At 69.1% G+C, this 18260-nt stretch carries 23 protein-coding genes; all 23 read left to right on the top strand.

The features are described 5' to 3' along the window. Nucleotides 1–2 precede the first annotated feature (2 nt). The 23 genes from OHB04_RS02335 (at nucleotide 3) to OHB04_RS02225 (ending at nucleotide 18257) form a co-directional block, all read left to right on the top strand. Entirely contained in the window at nucleotides 3–215 is a 213-nt protein-coding gene (locus OHB04_RS02335) for a hypothetical protein (RefSeq protein WP_326806651.1), read from the top strand. A 113-nt stretch (nucleotides 216–328) separates the two neighbouring features. Continuing rightward, on the top strand, nucleotides 329–559 hold the full coding sequence (locus OHB04_RS02330; RefSeq protein WP_326806650.1) for a hypothetical protein: 231 nt from the start codon (nucleotides 329–331) through the stop codon (nucleotides 557–559). Next, entirely contained in the window at nucleotides 537–1100 is a 564-nt protein-coding gene (locus OHB04_RS02325; RefSeq protein ID WP_326806649.1) for a mobile element protein, read from the top strand. Before OHB04_RS02330 ends, OHB04_RS02325 begins: the two co-directional genes overlap by 23 nt. Then, nucleotides 1097–1450, top strand: coding sequence for a hypothetical protein (locus OHB04_RS02320; RefSeq protein WP_326806648.1), 354 nt, complete (start codon nucleotides 1097–1099; stop codon nucleotides 1448–1450). Before OHB04_RS02325 ends, OHB04_RS02320 begins: the two co-directional genes overlap by 4 nt. A gap of 68 nt (nucleotides 1451–1518) precedes the next feature. Continuing rightward, on the top strand, nucleotides 1519–1821 hold the full coding sequence (locus OHB04_RS02315) for a hypothetical protein (RefSeq protein ID WP_326806647.1): 303 nt from the start codon (nucleotides 1519–1521) through the stop codon (nucleotides 1819–1821). A gap of 10 nt (nucleotides 1822–1831) precedes the next feature. Beyond that, nucleotides 1832–2068: a hypothetical protein gene (locus OHB04_RS02310; RefSeq protein WP_326806646.1), complete on the top strand. Its 237-nt coding sequence runs from the start codon at nucleotides 1832–1834 to the stop codon at nucleotides 2066–2068. After that, a complete protein-coding gene (locus OHB04_RS02305) occupies nucleotides 2065–2466 on the top strand; it encodes a hypothetical protein (protein WP_326806645.1) in 402 nt (133 codons plus the stop codon). Before OHB04_RS02310 ends, OHB04_RS02305 begins: the two co-directional genes overlap by 4 nt. 82 nt (nucleotides 2467–2548) lie before the next feature. Next, entirely contained in the window at nucleotides 2549–3112 is a 564-nt protein-coding gene (locus tag OHB04_RS02300; RefSeq protein WP_326806644.1) for a phage tail tube protein, read from the top strand. 84 nt (nucleotides 3113–3196) lie between these two features. Beyond that, nucleotides 3197–3532, top strand: coding sequence for a hypothetical protein (locus tag OHB04_RS02295; protein WP_326806643.1), 336 nt, complete (start codon nucleotides 3197–3199; stop codon nucleotides 3530–3532). Continuing rightward, on the top strand, nucleotides 3475–3948 hold the full coding sequence (locus OHB04_RS02290) for a hypothetical protein (protein ID WP_326806642.1): 474 nt from the start codon (nucleotides 3475–3477) through the stop codon (nucleotides 3946–3948). Before OHB04_RS02295 ends, OHB04_RS02290 begins: the two co-directional genes overlap by 58 nt. Nucleotides 3949–4401: 453 nt before the next feature. Continuing rightward, nucleotides 4402–8949: a hypothetical protein gene (locus OHB04_RS02285; protein ID WP_326806641.1), complete on the top strand. Its 4548-nt coding sequence runs from the start codon at nucleotides 4402–4404 to the stop codon at nucleotides 8947–8949. Between the two features lie 3 nt (nucleotides 8950–8952). Then, nucleotides 8953–11199: a hypothetical protein gene (locus OHB04_RS02280; RefSeq protein ID WP_326806640.1), complete on the top strand. Its 2247-nt coding sequence runs from the start codon at nucleotides 8953–8955 to the stop codon at nucleotides 11197–11199. 1 nt (nucleotide 11200) lies between these two features. Further along, the gene (locus OHB04_RS02275; RefSeq protein WP_326806639.1) at nucleotides 11201–12298 is read left to right on the top strand and encodes a DUF5047 domain-containing protein; all 1098 of its coding nucleotides are present in this window, start codon (nucleotides 11201–11203) and stop codon (nucleotides 12296–12298) included. Continuing rightward, the gene (locus OHB04_RS02270; protein ID WP_326806638.1) at nucleotides 12295–13032 is read left to right on the top strand and encodes a hypothetical protein; all 738 of its coding nucleotides are present in this window, start codon (nucleotides 12295–12297) and stop codon (nucleotides 13030–13032) included. Before OHB04_RS02275 ends, OHB04_RS02270 begins: the two co-directional genes overlap by 4 nt. Before the next feature lie 9 nt (nucleotides 13033–13041). Further along, nucleotides 13042–13674 carry a hypothetical protein gene (locus OHB04_RS02265; RefSeq protein ID WP_326806637.1) on the top strand — a complete coding sequence of 211 codons (633 nt, stop codon included), beginning with the start codon at nucleotides 13042–13044 and terminating at the stop codon, nucleotides 13672–13674. 84 nt (nucleotides 13675–13758) lie between these two features. Continuing rightward, nucleotides 13759–14685, top strand: coding sequence for an N-acetylmuramoyl-L-alanine amidase (locus OHB04_RS02260; RefSeq protein ID WP_326806636.1), 927 nt, complete (start codon nucleotides 13759–13761; stop codon nucleotides 14683–14685). Between the two features lie 45 nt (nucleotides 14686–14730). Beyond that, nucleotides 14731–15087 (top strand): hypothetical protein, encoded by a 357-nt coding sequence (locus OHB04_RS02255; protein WP_326806635.1) that lies wholly within the window; start codon nucleotides 14731–14733, stop codon nucleotides 15085–15087. Continuing rightward, nucleotides 15087–15527 (top strand): hypothetical protein, encoded by a 441-nt coding sequence (locus OHB04_RS02250; RefSeq protein WP_326806634.1) that lies wholly within the window; start codon nucleotides 15087–15089, stop codon nucleotides 15525–15527. The genes OHB04_RS02255 and OHB04_RS02250 overlap by 1 nt, the downstream gene beginning before the upstream one ends. Next, a complete protein-coding gene (locus OHB04_RS02245) occupies nucleotides 15524–15883 on the top strand; it encodes a hypothetical protein (protein ID WP_326806633.1) in 360 nt (119 codons plus the stop codon). The genes OHB04_RS02250 and OHB04_RS02245 overlap by 4 nt, the downstream gene beginning before the upstream one ends. After that, on the top strand, nucleotides 15880–16074 hold the full coding sequence (locus tag OHB04_RS02240; protein WP_326806632.1) for a hypothetical protein: 195 nt from the start codon (nucleotides 15880–15882) through the stop codon (nucleotides 16072–16074). The genes OHB04_RS02245 and OHB04_RS02240 overlap by 4 nt, the downstream gene beginning before the upstream one ends. A 286-nt stretch (nucleotides 16075–16360) precedes the next feature. Continuing rightward, nucleotides 16361–16819: a phosphatase domain-containing protein gene (locus OHB04_RS02235; RefSeq protein WP_326806631.1), complete on the top strand. Its 459-nt coding sequence runs from the start codon at nucleotides 16361–16363 to the stop codon at nucleotides 16817–16819. 156 nt (nucleotides 16820–16975) lie between these two features. Beyond that, nucleotides 16976–17203, top strand: coding sequence for a hypothetical protein (locus tag OHB04_RS02230; protein ID WP_326806630.1), 228 nt, complete (start codon nucleotides 16976–16978; stop codon nucleotides 17201–17203). A 4-nt stretch (nucleotides 17204–17207) separates the two neighbouring features. Continuing rightward, complete coding sequence (locus OHB04_RS02225) at nucleotides 17208–18257, top strand: tyrosine-type recombinase/integrase (protein ID WP_326806629.1); 1050 nt, start codon at nucleotides 17208–17210, stop codon at nucleotides 18255–18257. Nucleotides 18258–18260 lie beyond the last annotated feature (3 nt).

The following is an 18260-nucleotide window of genomic DNA, read 5'->3' as shown; positions in this document are numbered from 1 at the left end:
ACATGGCGTATCTGAACGCATCCGCCGGCGCGGCCCGTGAGGGCCGGCAGACGGCGGCGGTAGCGGATGCTGGTGCGGCCACCTCGGTGGTTGCCGCTGGCGCCACCCCGACGAAGGCCGAGTACGACGCCCTGCGCGCCGACTACCTGGCGCTGCGAACCAAGGTCAACGCGCTGCTGGCCGCGATGCGCACGTCCGGCCAGCTCGCGCCGTGACGCTCATCAACTCGAGGATGGTCCGGGGGCGGTGCCCGTGCGGCGCCGAGCATGCGGCGTGCGGCCCGCCCTCGACCAGCGAATCCGTACTTGAGTACCTGGAGGTGGCCGCCGTGGGCGGACCCCTGAAGAAGTACACCGTCACCACGGCCAGCGGCGTGGAGACGGTGATGAAGCTGAATGAGGCGGATGCCCGCTTCCACCGTGTCGGCGACTGCCGTTCGGAGCCTTCCGGTGAGGAGCAGGAAGCGGCGCCGGAGAAGCCGCAGGCGAAGAAGCGGGCCGTCAGCAACAAGAGCCGTGCCGCGGCGGACAAGGGCGGTGCGGGCGGTGGCGACGATTGACTACCTGGCCAACCCTGCCGACTTGGCCGCGTGGCTCGGTGTACCGGAGAATGATCCGAAGCTGATTCAGGCGCTGGCTGCGGCCACGAGCCGCTTCCGGGGGGCCGTGCGTCATCCGGTGACACTGGTGGCGGGCGACACGGTCACGCTGGACGGCACGGGGTGCGTCTCGCTGATACTTCCGGCCGCCCCGGTGCTGTCGGTGGCCTCGCTGGAGTTGGACGGTGAGCCCCTCGTTGAAGGGGAGGGCTTCGACTGGTCGGCTGACGGGTTCCTGCGGCGCCTGGGCTGCCAGGTGTGGCCGGGCCGGCTGCGCTGCGTCGTGGTCACCTACAGTCATGGCCATGCGCAGGTTCCTGATGACGTGGCCGAGGCGGTCATCGACCAGGCCCGCGCCATGTACGCCGTGCGGCCGGGTGTGGAGAGCGTGCAGGTGGGCGGGCAGGCGCTGAAGTTCGGGGCGCAGGCGTCGATCGGTGTGACGGCGCAGTGGTCGGCTGCGGTGGAGCGGCACCGTCTGAACCGGGGGGACCGGCCGTGAGCCTGTTGTTCCATCAGTCGTTCACTCGGGTGCGGGCGCCTCTGATGGTGGACCGCTACCAGAACAAGAAGCGGGACTGGCCCAGCGCCGAGCGTGTCGTCTTCTCCGGCGTGAACATCCAGCCCGCCGGGTCGCCACCGCAGTCGGACGAGGACACCATCGACCGGCAGACCACCGTCACCGGCTGGGAGTTGCAGACCCCAGAGGGTATGGATCTCGACCTGCTGGAGACCGACAGGGTCGAGCACGACGGCATGACCCTGGAGGTCGACGGCAAGGTGGGCCGCTGGCCTGACCCCTTCGGGCCTGGCGTGCACCATGTGGAGGCCCGACTGAAGGAGATCGACTAGTGGCCCGGTCGCAGGTACGCATACGGATAGACCGTGGGGCGTTCCGGGAGTTTGCGTCGAGCGCCGAGATGGCCGCATACCTGCTGTCCATAGCGGAGCGGGGGAAGGCTATCGCTTCTGCGCTCGCCCCCACCTACACGGGCCCGACCTGGGCCAACGTGGCGCGGGCGGGCGACTACAAGAAGTCCCTGAACGCGTCGCTTGTGCATAACGGGTTCGCGTGGCAGGGGGAGTTCGGCGCGAACGTCGCCTATACCTTGCAGGTCGAGTTCGGTTCCGGTCGCCCGGCAACGTCGCAGGAGCGCCCCCAGGAGGGGCGTTCTCCGAGGACCCGAGTGCTCGGCCGGGCGCTGGACGCCCTCCGAATCTGAGGAGCACTACATGGCACGCATCAGACTGGCGACCTGGCACGGGGGGCATGCCCCGGGCGAGGTGGTGGAGGTTCCCGACGATCAGGTGCCGGGGCTGCGGCGGGATGGCCGGGTGGCGGAGGTGGTGGCGGATGAGCCGCAGGCCGTGGCCGACGCGCCCGTGGACGGGCCGGCCACCGAACCGGTGCCGCCGGTAGACGAGCCGGTTGAGGCGCCACTGCCTCGCCGCCGCGGCAAGAGCGGATGAGCACGCCGCCGCTGGTCGTTTTCCCTGATGTGGAGGCGGCCGTCACCGGCTATCTGCGGCAGCAGCTCGACATCGGTGTGACGGTGGGCACGGAGTGGCCCGAGGATCTCGCTGAGAATCTGCCTGTGGTGGCGGTGTCCCGTGGCGGCGGCGCCACCTACGCGCGGCTGGTCCTGGATGAGCCGACGCTCGATATCGACGTGCTGGCCACCGACAAGGCTGCCGCGCACGACCTCGCACAGCAGGTGCGGGGCCACATCTTCGCCGCCGAGGGCACGCGGCTCGGCGACGTACTGATCTGCCGCGTTGAGGACAGCAGCCTGATCTGGCTGCCGGACCCGACCACGGCCTCGCCGCGATACGTGCTGGTCATGTCTCTGCGCGTGCGTCCTGCCTGAGTAGCACAACACCCTCCCGCATCCATTTCCGATTCTCCCGCCGGTGCTGCCGTGCGGGTCCTTGGCATGCCTGGAGGCAGCTATGGCGCTCAACGCCGACAACGTGCGCGTGGGGCTCAACGGCAACGTGTACGTCGCCCCGAAGGGGTCCACCGCGCCGGCCGATCTGACGTCCGCGTGGGATCCGGCCTGGGTAGATCTGGGCTACCTGAATGACGACGGTGTCGAGATGGAGTACGGGACGGACGTCGAGGACATCATGGCGTGGCAGTCCCTCTCTCCGGTGCGGCGTGTCCTCACCTCGGTGGAGCTGACGCTGGCGTTCACGGCGATCGAGCTGCGCGCGAGCGTGGTGACCCTGTACTTCCCTGACAGCACGATCACTGAGGTGACGGCGGACACCGTCTTCAAGCTCGACATCCCCAGCGCCCCGGGCAGCGCCGAGATGGCGTTCGGCTTCGAGTGGGTAGACGGCGACATCACCAACCGTGTCGTGATCCCCCGCGGCGAGGTCACCGACCGCGAAAGCGTCAACTTCCAGCGTGGGGAGCCCGTGGGTCTCGGCATGACCGTGTCGGCCTACGCGTCCTCGTCGCCCGAGCTGGCCACCTGGCTGTCCAACGACCCGTCCTGGGCGCCCGCCTGATCCCCCGGTGGGCGCGCACTGCTGCGGGGCGCTCCCACCGGGCCTATACCGCAGCCCGCAGCAACCGCAGCAGAGGAGAACAGCATGGCCACCACCGCCAAGACCGCCGGGACCGAGGTCGTCGAACTCGACTCTCTGGCGAAGCAGCGCCGCGACGCGCTCCCGGAGCCGACGACGTTCGCGCTCGCGGGCGTGGAGTTCACGCTGCCCGCGATGAAGACCTTGCCCATGGACTTGCAGGAGCGGGTCGGCTCTCTGGAGGACGGCCTCGGCATCCTCAAGCTCACCCTCGGCCCGGAGAAGGTCGCCGAGATGGTCGGCGCCGGATACACCCTCGGTGACCTGGAGCTGATTGCGGAGGAGTGGCAGAAGCGGTCCGGTATGGAGCCGGGGGAATCCACGGCCTCGCTCAGCTCCTGAGAGAGCACGGCGAGGCCGTCGAGTGGGACATGGCGCACTACTGGCCGGGCCGCAGCCTGCTGGAGCTGTACCGGGGCGAGATGTCGTGGCGTGAGCTGCGCGTCTTCCTGCGGTACTTGCCGGAGGGCTCGGCCACGCACCGGGCGGTGCGGCCGAAGAAACCCGACGAGGAGTTCTGGACTCCCGACCGGCACCTGATTGCGACGGTCGTGGACGCCGTGCGTGAGAACACGTTCGCCACGGTCAAGCTCGGCGGTGACCCGAAGAAGACGCGCCGCCTGAAGCCGCCGAAGCCGATCCCCAGGCCGGGGGTGGAGCAGCCGCGCGACGCGAAGGTGATCCGCCTCGGCGGACGCAACCCGTCGAAGCCCGCAGAGCTTGCCGCCGCATTCCGTGGGGGCGCCGCAACCCAGTGAGTAAGGGGGTGCGCGGTGGCCTCTGGTGTGCTCGTCGGACGCGGATACGTGTCCATCCGCCCGGAGTTCGAGGGCGACTGGTCCCGTCAGGTCAGCGCGCGTGCCGGCGCGGCTGGACAGTCCGGCGGCAACGGGTTCGCTCGGGCGTTTGGCGGCGCCCTGTCGAAGGGGCTCGGCGCCGCACTGGCGGGCGTGGGGAAGCTCGCCGAGGTCGCGGTGGTCTCCCATCTGGCCGGCGCGACCGCTGCTGCGGCTGCGGCGGCCCCTGCCTTGGCGACCGTCGGCGCCGCCGCCGGAGCCCTCAAGCTCGGGCTCAGCGGCGTCGGCGACGCGTTCAAGGCGGCGTTCGACGACTCGGGTAAGGACGCCCAGGCGGCGGCCACCGCGACGCGCCAGGTGGAGTCCGCACAGCGGGCCCTCGCCAATGCGCAGCGCGGTGTCGCCGACGCCCGGGTGCAGGCCGCCGAGCGGGTCAAGGCGGCCCAGCAGGCTGTCGTCGACGCCGAGCGTGCCCTCGCCGACGCCGTGCAGGAGTCGGCGCAGCGGCAGCGAGACGCACAACAGTCCGTCCGTGACGCCGAGCGGGACCTGCGGGACGCCCAGCGGGAGGCCCGCGACGCACAGCAGGACCTGACGGAGGCCCGCCGCGACGCCACCCGCTCCCTCGCGGAAATGAACGAACGCCTCCAGGACGGGCAGCTCGACCAGCGTGAGGCCACACTCCGCCTCAAGCAGGCCCAGCAGGACCTCAACAAAATCCTCGCCGACCCCAAGGCGAGCTCTCTCCAGCGCGAGCAGGCACAGCTCAGTTTCGACAGAGCCAAAGCGAACCTCGCCGAACAGCGACGCGACTACAAAGACCTCAAGACGGATGTCGCCGCCGCCAACAAGGCGGGCGTCGACGGCTCCGAGCAGGTGCGGGCCGCGCGCGAGCGGATCGCATCGGCCGACCGGACCGTAGGCGACCGGCAGCGTGCTCTTGCCGCTGCCCGCCGGTCCGCCGACCAGGCTGCCGTTGAGGGCGCCCGCTCCGTTGCCGACGCTCAGCGCGGTCTGGCCGAGGCGCAGGCCGGCGTGGACAAGGCCCGCCGGGACGGGCAGCGGCAGATCGCCAACGCGCAGCGCGCCGTAGCGGAGGCGTCCGCCGCGCTCGCCGCTGCCCAGGCCGCCGCTGCGGCGCAGACGTCTGCCCTGGACCAGGCGATGGCGAACCTCGCCCCGAACGCGAGGAGTTTCGTCAACGCGATCCGGGGCCTGGCCCCAGCCTGGGACGGCATGCGCCTCGGCGTGCAGAACGCCCTGTTCGCAGGGCTCGACTCCCGCATCTCGTCGCTGGGGCGTTCCACGATCCCCACCCTCAAGCAGGGGCTCACAGGTACAGCGACGCAGCTCAACCTGATGGCGAAGTCTGCCCTCGACGCGGTCGCGAACCTTCAGAAGACGGGGATGCTGTCGCAGATCCTGGCCGGCGCGAACCGCAACCTCGCGGCCCTGCGCCGAATTCCGGGCCAGATGGTCACCGCGTTCGGGCAGCTCTCGGTGGCGGCGCAGCCCGGCTTCGAGCGGCTGCTGGTGCAGGCCGGCGGGTTCGCGGACCGCATCTCGGCGAAGCTCACCGGCGCGTTCAAGTCGGGCCAGTTGGAGCAGGCCATCGGCACGGCTTTCGACATCCTGGAGCAGGTCGGCGGCATCCTCGCGGACGCGTTCGGCGCGGTCGGCAACATCATGAAGTCCGCCGCGTCGGCGGGCGGTCAGATCCTGGGTGTCATCGGCGAGGTAGTTGCGGAGATCCGCCGCATCACCGCCATGCCGGAAGTGCAGGCCGCGCTGAAGTCGGTCTTCGCCGCGGTGGCGCAGATCGCGGGCGCTATCGCCCCGGTGATCGGCGCATTGATCAAGGCGGTCATGCCGCTGCTGGCGGCGATCGCGCCTGTGATCGGAGACTTGGCGGCGAAGCTCGGCCCGGTACTGGCGAAGCTGGCGGGCGAGCTGGGCGCCGCACTGATGCCGATCATCAAGGCGCTGCTGCCGGTTGTCGGACTGCTGGGCGATGTTCTGGTGGAAGTTGTTGCGGCAGTCATGCCGCTGCTGCGGCCTATCGGCAAGCTGATCGCCTCGATCATCTCGGCTCTGATGCCGGTCCTCCGTCCCGTTATCGGCATCATCGTGCAGCTGGTGAAGGTCCTCGTCGGACCCCTCACGATGATCATCAAGGCTTTGGTGCCGTACATCGGGATGCTCGGCAAAATGTTCGGGCAGATCTTCGGCGCCCTGGCACCGCTGTTCGCCCCACTCGTCCAGATCATTGGCGTCCTGGCGAAGGTCTTCGCAGACGTCTTCGTCATCCTCGTCCAGCAGGCCATGGTGGCGCTCAAGCCGCTCATGCCGGTCATTGTGGAACTCGTCGGGCTTCTCGTTCGCCTGGCACTCCAGGTCCTCGCGGCGCTCATGCCGTCGTTCAAGCAGCTCATTGACGCGTGGATGCAGATGTTCGTCGCGATCATTCCGCTGCTGCCCGCCCTGGTGAAGCTCACCGCGATGGCGCTCAAGCTGGGCATCGGCCTGCTGTCGTGGTTGCTGCCACCCATCATCAAGATCGCAACGTTCCTCATCGCGGTGTTCGCGCAAGGGCTGGCCACCGTCATCCGTTGGGTGGCCCAGCTTGTTGGGTGGCTCGTGTCCAAGCTCGGGCCTGCGTTCCGGTTCTTCCAGGGCATTGCCATGGCCGTGTGGGGCGGCATCAAGACCGCAATCTCCGTCGCCTGGGCCGTGCTGAAGGTCATATTTGGTGCGATCACGACGGCGATACGTGCCATCGGTGCTGCCGCTCGCTGGCTGTGGGTGAACGCGATCGGCCCGGCGTTCCGGGGGATCGTCACGATCGGAAAGTGGCTGGCGATCATTATCGCGGTCCTGATCGTCGGGCCGATCGTGCTCGCCTTCCGCGGGCTCGCGGCAGTGGCCCGCTGGTTGTGGCGGGTCGCCATCGGGCCCGCGTTCCGTGGCATTGCCGCGCTGGGCCGCTGGCTCTGGAACACGGTGCTCAAGCCCGTGTGGGGTGCGATGAAGGCCGGGATCCGTGCGCTGGGCGTGGTGTTCCGCTGGCTGTGGCGCAGCGTCGTCCAGCCCGCGATGCGTGGCATCGCTTGGCTCGGACGGTGGCTGTGGAACACGGTACTCAAGCCGGTGTGGAACGCCATCAAGGCTGGTCTGCGGGCTCTCGGCGCGGTCTTCAGGTGGCTGCGAGACAAGATCGTCCGCCCCGTCTGGAACGCCATCAAAGCCGTGATCTCGTCGGTGTGGAACAAGGGGATCAAGCCTGCGTTCAACGCACTGAAACGGGGCGTTCACCTGGTCGCGACCGCCTTCGACAAAGCGAAGACCGCGATCGGCAAAGCCTGGAACAAGATCAAAGACCTGACGAAGAAACCCATCAAATGGGTCATCGACGTCGTCTACAACAAGGGCGTCCGCGGTCTCTGGAATACCGCCGCATCCGTCCTTCCCATCAAGAAGCTGCCCGCCTACAAGCCGAAGGGCTTCGCCACAGGCGGCCCCGTCAACGGTCCGGGCAGTGCCACCTCCGACAGCATTCCCGCACGGCTGTCCCGCGGCGAGCACGTGTGGACCGCCCGAGAAGTACAGGGCGCCGGCGGGCACGGCGCCGTCGAGTCACTCCGCACGGCGGCACGCGGGCGGGCCTTCGCCACAGGCGGCCCCGTGCCCGCCCGCGGGGGAGTACTGGGCTTCGCCAACGGAGGCTGGTTCGACAACACCGTCGGCGCCCTCGGACGCGGAGCCAAAGCCGTCACGGGCGCCGTAGGCAAGGGCCTCAGCAAACTGAAAGACGCCGCGCTCGGCGGGGTCTACAAGGCTGCCAGCGCGGCAGCCAAGCCGCTCCGATCTCTCATCAACAAGATCCCTGGCGGGACGAGCGGCTGGGGCCAACTGGGCAAGGCCGTGCCGACCGGCATCCTCAACGAGGCACTCGCTGCCATCAAGGGCAGCGAGGACAGCGAGATGGGCGGCGGCGGCAGCCCCGGTGTCGCCCGCGCCCTGAAGTGGGTCAAGAAGCAGGCAGGCAAGCCCTACCAGTGGGGCGGCGCGGGCAACCCCAGCTTCGACTGCTCCGGCCTGCTGTCGAGCACCCAGAAAGTCATCCAGGGCAAGAACCCCAAGGGCAGGTTGTGGTCGACCTTCTCCTTCCAGGGGAAGCGCGCACCCGCAGGGTGGAAGTACCACGCACAAAGCCCCTACAAGATCGGCATCACAAACCGGGGCAAGGGGCACACGGCCGGAACCCTGGCCGGGACCAAAATCGAGTCGCGTGGCGGGGACGGTGTCGTTGTCGGCTCCCGCGCACGCGGCTACAACAGCTCCTTGTTCGGGTCGAACTGGTACGGCTACCTTCCGGCTCGTGGTGGCGGCACGAGCGGCAAGTCCGTTGCCGCAGCGCAGGCCACAGCCCGGCAGATGTTGGGCGAGTTCGGCTGGTCGCAGAAGCAGTGGCCATCGCTGAAATCCCTGTGGCAGAAGGAGAGCGGCTGGCGCTGGAACGCGGACAACCCGTCCAGCGACGCCTACGGCATCCCGCAGGCGCTCCCGGGACGGAAGATGCGGTCCGCTGGGGCGGACTGGAAAACGAACCCGGCCACGCAGATCAAGTGGGGCCTCGGCTACATCAAGCACCGCCCCGACTACGGCAGCCCGTCGAGGGCCTGGTCGAAATGGAAGTCGCGTAGCCCGCACTGGTACGACGCAGGCGGCTGGCTCCAGCCCGGCGCCACCATGGCGATGAACGGCACCGGCCAGCCGGAAGCCATCCTCACCGCCGCCCAGTGGCGCGACATCTCCACCGCGGCGGCCACCTCGGACACAGGTGGAGACCTGCACGTGTCCGTGTTCGTGGGCGACAGGGAGATCACAGATATCGCGCGCGCCGAGGTGCGGCGCGGCAACGGCGAGCTGCTGACGGCGCTGGGCGCACGGGCCGGGAGGTGACCTGTGGCAATCGACGGAAACCTCCTCAGCGTCACCACCTCGTCGATCGAACCGAACGGCTCCGGCTGGGCGGCCAAGCTCAACTGCACGCTGCTGCTCGGCTCCGGCGGCCGGGTCGGCGCCGCCGTCCTCGCCGTCAAATCCGTGGCGGCCGGCGAGATGCAAGCCCGCGCCTTCTCGTCGGTACCGGTGACAGCCGGCGAGCTGTACTGGACGTTCGCTGACGCCAGTGCGTCCACCCAGGCGGAGCGGATCGGTATCCGCTGGCTCGACGTGGCCGGGACGGAAATCAGCGTCACCTGGTCGCCGACGACAGCGACAGCGTCCGCCAGCTGGCACCGTGTCAGCGTGGCGGGCTACGCCCCGGTCGGCACGGTGCGCGCCCAGGTGCTGCTGTCAGCGACCGTCAGCGGCGCCCTGGTGCTCCACTACTGGGAGAACGTGTACCTGGGCCTGCCGATGCGCTACACAGGCAACCTGCTGTCCTTCAACGCGGAAGCGGGCGGGGAGGTCGACGTCTCCGGCTGGGCTGCGGAAGCGGGCTGCACCGTGTCGCGGATCGCTCCCGTATCCATCTGGGCAGCGGACTTTTATGGCGCTGGCGGCTGCCAGATCGCGCTGACCACCACCGGAGCAGGCAACGCCAGCGCCCTGTGCACGGAGCAGCCACCCATCACACCCGGCGTCGAATACGTCGCCCTCTCCTACCTCGGGCCGCCCACATCGGGCAGCAGCGTGTGGGTGGAGCTCCGCTTCTACGACGCGACGGGCACACAGCTGTCCGCGCACCGGTCGACGCTCGCCCCGCCGGGGACCGGCCTGTACCGCCAGCTGACGTCCGCCGTCGCACCCTCCAACGCCGCCTCCGCAAGCGTGGCGGTGGGCATCACGGGCGCCAGCGCCGGGCAGGTGACGCGTATCGAGGGCGTATTCGTCGGCCCGATCACAGCGTCCCGGTCGCCGTCTCTCCGCACCGGCAACGTCCTGCCCATGGCGGACTGGGACTTCGAGATGGGCATCGGCGCTTGGACCGTCGCCTCCGGCGCCGCCACCCTGGCCCGCTCCACACCGTGGGGAGCCCAGCACTTCTACGACTACTACAGCCTGACGGTCACCTCGGCGACGGCTACAACCAGCGTCATCCGCTCCGGCATCTACCCGGTCGGTGACGCCGCCGGGCAGAACTGGCGTCACGAGATCTACACGAAGGTCGCGGCAGGCGGCTGGAACATGACGCTTGGGATCCGCTGGTTCGACGCCTCCGACACCCTGATCTCCACCACGGCCAGCGTGGCGGACCCGGTCGACACCCCCGACTGGTGGTCCCGATGGACCGACCAGACAGCCCCCGCAGGGGCGGTGAAAGCGCAGCTTGAGGTGACACTGGCCGCCACCTCGACCAGCAGCATCCTCCAGATCGACCGCCCGGCACTGTGGCAGACCGTGGCCACAGCCACCGTCGAAGCCTTCCCCGAGTCGGCGTCGACACAGCTGGTGCTGCGCGAGCTCGAGCCCGGCACCCTCCTGACGGTGTGGCGCGTCACCCCCGACGGGATCCGCCGCCATGTGCGCGGCCCTGACGGGCTGTACGACGGCACGACCGTGGTCGACACCGACAGCCTCATCGTCGAGGACTACGAGGCACCCCTCGGCGTGCCGGTCTACTACCGCATCGAAACCGTGTGGCCGGACGGCACCGGACGCTCCTACCGCACCACCAGCGAAGTCACCCTCGACCCCGGCGACCGCAACTACACGTGGCTCACGGACCCCGGCAGACCGGGCATCGGGCTGCGAGTGCTGGTCAAGAGCGCACCGGAGTGGAAGCAGGCCATCGAGCAGACCGCCTTCCAGGTGCGCGGACGTGCCACCCCGGTCATCCTGTCCGACTCGCGAGGCTCCCGCACCGGGGACCTCTTGTGCTGGACCGAGACGGACGAGCAGCGAGAAACGCTGCGCTTCCTCCTGTCGACGGGGAACGTCCTGCTGTGGCGGTGCCCGCCAGGGTCGGGCGAAACCGACGTGTACGTCGCCGTCGCCGAGACCCAGTTCCCCCGCGTGGTGCCGCTTGCAACCGAGCCGTGGCGGGAATGGACGCTGCCCATGACCGAGGTGGACATGCCCACCGGCGGGCAGGCCGGCAGCGCTCACTGGACCGTTTACGACGTGGTCCTCGAATACGCCACCGGCTACGACGTGTTGGACCGGTACGCCACCGTCTTCGACCTGGCCATCGACAGGAGGATGTGACGTGTACCCGCCTCCGTCGGACCGGTTCCTGCCGACGCTGGTGGAGTCCCACGCGCCGGTCACCGTCGTCCAGCTCCACCGCACGGACGGCACGGTGGTGGAGCTGGAGCACACGGCCGGCTCGGTGACGGTCGACCGGTCCCAAGCTGTGCGCCGCACCGCCTCCGTCACCGTGCCCGACACATCCTTCATCCCGAGGACGCCGACGGAGCAGCTGGCCATCTACGGGTCGCGTCTGCGCATCGAGCGGGGCATCCGGTACGGCGACGGCCACATCGAGCTGGTGCCGGTGTTTTTCGGGCGGGTGGACGCGGTCGACGGAGACCCCGACTACGGGCCGGTGGACATCAAAGCGTCGGGCCTCGAGGCGGTCGTCGCCGACGACAAGTTCGTGGCGGCGTACTCGACCCGCGGCGGAACGTCGGCGGTCACCGCCATCACCGGCCTCATCCAGGGCGCGATCCCCGGCGCCGTCATCGTCAACTACGCGACGGACCAGGTCGTGGGGGTCCGCACCTGGGACGCAGAAGGCGACCGGTGGGCGGCGGCCGTCGAATGCGCGACCGCCATCGGCGCCCAGCTGTACGCGGACCCTGACGGCCAGTTCATCGTTCGGGAGCTGCCCGACATGCTGACGGCGGCAATCTCGTGGGAGGTCGACGCTGGCGACCGCGGGGCGCTCGTCTCCGCGTCCCGCGGCTACTCCCGGGACGGCATGTACAACTGGGTCGTCGCGACGGGGGAGAACACCGAGGAGGATACGCCGCCGGTCTCGGCTTACGCCGCGGATGAGGATCCCACCTCGCCGACCTACGTGTATGGGTCGTTCGGCAGGGTGCCTACCTTCTACTCGTCGGCAACGCTCACTACGACGAACCTCGCGCAGGCCGCCGCCAACAAGCTCCTGCGGGACTCGCTGAAGCCGAACGCCACTGCGGACCTGTCCAGCGTGCCGAACCCGTGCCTGGAGCCGGGCGACATCCTCCGCGTCACCTACGCCAACGGCGACCGCGACCTCCTCCAGGTCGAGAGCTTCAGCCTCGACCTGGCTGGCGGCGAGTTCGGCGTCGCCTGCATCGGCGGACGGGAGGACTCGTGAGCGAGGCCACCAGCCGGCAGGTAGCCGCCGCCATCAGAGGCGCCGCCGTCTCCGCGGGCCAGACCGCCCCCAGTGTGCGCGGCGCCGACTGGCGCATCGGCGTCGTCACTGCGGTCGGTACTGACGGCACCGTCGATGTGGGCGACGTGCGGGCCCGCCGTATCGACGGCTCCTACCCGCAGCCTCTTGTGGGCGACCAGATCATGCTGACGCAGAACTCGGCGGGCAACTGGCTGGCCCTCGGGCTCACCGCCTCAGCGGCAAGAGCGCTCGGCGCACCCATGCCGCCCCGCTACAAGGCGGCCCACACCGACCGGGCATCGACCACGACCCTGGCCGACGATCCCGACCTGACGATGGCCCTCGACGCGGGCTCGACATACCTGATCGAGTTTCACCTGTTCGTCGGCGGCCCTACCGCCGGCCTCATCAAAACCGCGTGGACCGTGCCCGGCGACGCCATCGGACTCAAAGGCGTACAGGGCCCGGCGTCGACAGCCACCGACTCCGGGGCGGACGACATCAACATGCGGGCCGGCAGCCACGGCTACGGCACCGCCGTCGTATACGGCCGGCGCAACGTCTTCAGCAACCTCGTGTACGCCGTCGAGACCGGCACCGTCTCCACGGTCACCGGCGGCACCTGCGCCCTCTCCTGGGCGCAGAACGCCAGCAATGCCACTGCGGCCCGCGTGGGCCTCGGCTCGTGGATGCGGGCCACCCGCATCATGTAGGAGGCCCCCTTGCCCGGCACCGACGACTACGACCAGGACGTCCCCTGGCTCGACAACGGCGACACCCCCGACCTGCGCGTCGGCACCAAGGGCATCGTCGACGCCCTCACACCGAGGTCCGTCATGCGGTTCACAAACGCCGCGGACCGCAACGCCACCATCACCTCGCCGGTAGCGGGCATGGTCGCGTTCCTCGCCTCGGAGCAGCTGTTCACCGGCTATGACGGCGCCGGCTGGGTCGTCCTCGCCGCGGGCACGTCCTCGTGGGCGACCGTCAGCCTGGCGTCCGGCTTCACGCACGACGGCAACTCGAACGGGACCTTGCAGTACCGGGTGGTGTCGCTCTTCGGTGAGCCGACGGTGATGTTGCGCGGCGGGGTCGGCATCACGTACAGCGGGTCGCCGTCCGTCATTCCCAACAGCGGTGTCATCACCGCCAGCGCGCTGCCCACCTCGGCCAGGCCGACGGACCTGCGCACCGTGACGGGCGCCTGCTCCACCACCAACTCGGACGTGCTCTCCGTGAAGATCGATGCGCAGCCTGGCGGGCACATACAGATCGTCGGCACCACCACCTCCACGGCCAACCCGAAGATCCAGCCGCCTTGGGTGAGCTTCAATGGGCTGTACTACAGCCTCTGACCTGCACACTTCGGGGCGCCCCGAAGCACCCCTCTCTCACCAGCCCCGCCGCGAGTCGGGGCCTTTCTCATGCCTGGAGTCCCCATGGCCAAGACCGGCCCGCAGAAGTACGCGGGCGCAAGCACGTCGTACTGGTACGGCAACCGCTACCCCGGCTCGTCGATGGAGACCAACGTCATCGTCTGGCACAGCACCGAAGGAACGTCCCTGCCCTCCTACGGCGGCGGCACCTCGGCGCCCAACCTGACGGCGAAGCCGGACTTCGCGAAGAAGAAGCTGGTCTGGTACCAGCACTTCGACTTCGACACCTCCGCCCGAGCCCTCGTCAACAAGGCGGGCGGCGTGGAGACGAACACCCTCAACGTCTGCCAGGTCGAGGTCGTCGGCACCTGCGACCCGGGCACCCACGCGAAGTGGAAGAGGGCCGGCTACGCCCATCTGTACATGGCTGACCTGCCCGACTGGGCGATCCGCGACCTCGGGGCATTCGCGAAATGGGCCCACGACAAGCACGGCGTGCCGCTGTCCTCCGGGCTCACGTTCAAGGCGTACCCCGGCTCCTACGGCAACTCGGGTGTCCGCATGTCCGGCGCCACCTGGAACCGGTTCAAGGGGCACTGCGGACACCAGCACGTCCCCGAGAACGACCACGGCGACCCCGGCGCCTTCCCCATGGCCGCAATCCTCAACGCCGCCAAGGGCGGAGGGCCCACGCCGTCCCTGCCGAAGGTGTCGTTGAAGGCCGTCGTGTACGGGGCCACTCACGCCATGGCCGACGAGAAGAAGCATGCGAGCTACGCGGACGACGTCGCCCGCGTGCAGGACGCGCTCGTCGCCAAGAGCAAGCTCGCCAAGGGCTCCTTCATCAGGGGCATCTTCGACGTGCCCACCAAGAACGGCTACTCGGCATACCAGCGGAGCCTCGGCTACTCCGGTGCTGACGCCGATGGCGTGCCCGGGATGACCTCCCTCGCCGCGCTTGGCTCTGGCCGCTTCGACACGGTCGCCTGAACCGGAACCCTCGATCACCATTTCTTCTCCAGAACGGATCCTGCCGTGAGACTCTTCGGCCGCGAACCCGCACTCGTCATCAACAGCGTCAGCGCACTGCTTTCACTGCTCGTCACCCTCAACTTCGGCCTCTCCGGCGAGCAGGCAGGCACCATCGTCGCCGTCGTATCCGCCGCATTCGCCGCGGTGGCCGCCGCCGTCACCCGACCCATCGCACCCAACGCGTTCACCGGCCTCGTCGCCGCGGTCGCCGCACTCACCGCCGCCTTCGGCTTCGACGTCGCCCCCGAGACCGTCGGCGCCGTCAACGGCCTCGTCCTCGCCGGCCTCGCGCTCCTCACCCGCGGACAGGTCACCCCGTCCAAGCCGTCCGCTCCTTCCGGAGAGGCAACGGCCGGCTGATGTGGGATGTGGCGGCCCGGCGGCTGCGCTGGCACCTGGGCCGCCGCGGCGCGTTCCTCCTCATCATCGGTGCGGGCAAGACGTGCTGGGGGATCTCATTTCTTGTCGATCCACCGCCGACGCAGGGCCTTGAGCTGCTGACCAATGTGTGCGACATCCGGCACTGGGCGTGGCTGTGGATCACGGCGGGGATCGTGACCGGCAGCTCCGCGTTTCTGCGAGTCGGCCGCGACTGGGCCGGATTCGCGGCAGCTCTGGTTCCCCCCATCGTGTGGGCTACGGCCTACATGGCTGCCGTCCTCGGTGGCGACTACTCTCGCGGCGCGTATGTCGCGATCTGGTATCTGACCTCGCATGTCGGGGTGATTCTGTGGGCTGCCACGGTGCCCGAGCACTCGGTGCCCCCACCGCCGCGGCGCCGGAGAGGCAGTGCGGCGTGACGGTATGGGCTGCTGTGGTGTCGGTGATCGGGACGGTCGGCACCATCCTTGGGGGCATCTTCGTGGCGCGGGCCACCGTGCGCGCGGCCAGCGCGACCGCGGCAGCGCAGAGCGCGGCGGCGCTCGCCGCAGCGGAACCGGCCAAGCGGACCGCCGACCTGTCGGTGCTTCAGGCCACCGTCGAGCGGGTCGACGTGGAGAACGGGCAGCTACGGGCACGGCAGTCGAGGCTGGAGGCCGTACTGCGAGCCTTCAGCTGGACGGTGGATGAGCTGTACCGGTGGGCGCGCAGCCCGCAGGGTTCTCCACCGGAGCCGCACGACTTGGTCAAGGACTACAACAGGACTGGAGTATGACCATGCCCGATGACCCGCCCCGCCCCGTGACCCCGCGCCCCGATCCGGCGGGCGCCGACCTCGGCTCCCAGGTCGACATGGGCTGGGTCGACCCACCACCCGAACCGTCCCCGGAGCCGCCGCCGCCACCGTCCAACAACCCGTTCTCCGTCGAGGCTCCCGTCGAGCCGCCGCCGGACGAGGCGGCATGACAACGCCCCGCCGGAAATGCCAGCGGACGAACACGCGTGAGCGATACCCTGAACACATCCTCGTGCAGGCGAGGGGCATCGGGTTGATCGCCGGTGCCGTCCCGGCTGAGATGGATCCGAAACCGCGAGGGCGTGCACACCCGAACGCGAGTAAGAGCCAGAACGGCGAACCAACCCGGGGTGGGATCCCGGGAGCGACTTCGAAGCCCCGCCTTCCTCCGGGAGGGCGGGGCTCTTCGGCGTGCGCTTGGCGGCGCGCCGAGCAGAGAGAGGGGCAGGGGGCATCATGCGTGAGGCTGTGATCTTCGATGTGGACGGCACGCTGTGCGACGTCCGTAGCATCCGGCACCTCCTCGATGGGCCCGGCGGATTCCACGCCTTCCACACCGCGTCCGTGGACTGCCCGCCCCACACGGATGTCGTCGAAGCCGCCCGCGCCGCCCGCGCCGCTGGTCTCGCTGTCTTGGTGGTCACGGCCCGTTCCGTCCGCTACCGGCCGCACACCGCCATGTGGCTCGCTCTGCACGACGTCCCCTCCGACGCCATGTGGATGCGCGCAGCCGGAGACGGGCGGCCGGACTATGACGTGAAGCGAGACGTCCTCTCCCGGATTCGTGAACGGTACGTGCCGGTACATGCTTGGGATGACAACCCCAACGTGCTCGCGCTCTGGTCCGAGGAGAGCATTCCGACGACGGTCGTGCCCGGGTGGGACACGAGCGCCCCGAAGCTTGCCGCCCGGTAAACCGAGGGGTCGGGACGGCGCACCGAACTCCCTGAGCCAGTCCGACGACCGGGAGCCCCGCCTCATCGAGGCGGGGCTCCTTGCTGCGTTGAAGTGCTGGCGATCAACCAGCGGCATGGTTGATAATGACAGTTATCCAACACAAGGAGGAGTGACATGCTTGCAGTCTCAGAACGGGTGAAGGGGCAGTGGGGCAGCACCCAGGAACTGGTCTGGCACAAGCCGGTCGGCCCCGATCCGGATGCCACGTTCCAGCCCATCGCATGCAGCGACGAGGACGGGATCGTCATGCGCGGCCACAAGATGGATGTCCCGTTGAATCTCGACAAGAAGGACGAGCGCTGGTGTGAGGACTGCCTCGCCATCGCGCGTCAGAAGAAGTGACGCCGTGACCGACGAGTCCGCCGCCCTTGTCCCGCGTCAGTCGGCGGAGGTCTCGACGGATCGCCGTGATCCGCGTGACGACTGGCCCGACGAAGCGAAGCAGCTCCGTGACTACCTCACGGAGCTGTACGGCGAACGCGACCCACTGCCGACGCTTGCTGGGGCGTGGATCGCTCGGCAGAAGTCCCGCCACACCAGGCGGGCTTACAGCCGAGGGTTCAAGCGCTGGGAGGAGTACACGCGCTCCTCCCGCATCCACCCCCTCGAGGTGAAGCTGCCTCTCGCGGACGCCTACGCCAACCACCTCACCAACACCCCATCCCCGCGCGGCGGAACACTCTCACCGTCCGCACAGGCACAGGCGTTGGCGGCGGCCGGGAGCTTCTACACCTACGCCGTCCGCGTCCAAGCCATGACCGTCGACCCCTTCACCCACGTCCAACGTCCCACCATCGATCCCGACTACAGCCCGACGCAGGGCCTCACCGCCGAAGAGACCGGCAGGCTCATCCAGACCGCCCGCGACTGGAACCCCCGCTCTTACGCACTCATCGCCCTGCTCTACCTACTCGGCCCCCGCGTCGACGAAATCCTGTCGCTGAACGCCGACCAGATCGGCTACGACCGGGGCCACCGCACCCTGCCCCTCACGCTGAAGCGGGGCAAGCGCATCAACGCCCCCGTACCCCCGCTCGCCCTCGACGCCCTGCTGACGTACCTCGACGGCCGCGAAGACGGGCCCATGTTCACCACCGACACCGGTCGCCGCTGGACACAACCCGAAGTGTGGAAGCACCTGCGGGTATTGGCCCGCCGAGCCGGCATCCCCCAAGCCAAAACCATCAAGCCCCACGCCCTGCGCCACGGCTTCATCACCGACAGCCTCGAAGCAGGCGTCCCCCTCGAACGAGTCCAAGACGCTGTCGGCCACTCCGACCCGCGCACCACCCAGCGCTACAACCGACGCCGCCGCCAGCTCGACGACCACCCCACCTACAGCCTCGCCGCGAAACTCGCCGCCAGGCTCAACGAAGAAGAAGAGGAGAAGGTGTGACCG

This window comes from Streptomyces sp. NBC_01775 (assembly GCF_035917675.1).
Taxonomy (GTDB): Bacteria; Actinomycetota; Actinomycetes; order Streptomycetales; family Streptomycetaceae; genus Streptomyces.
This window is presented reverse-complemented; position numbering and strand designations above follow the sequence as displayed.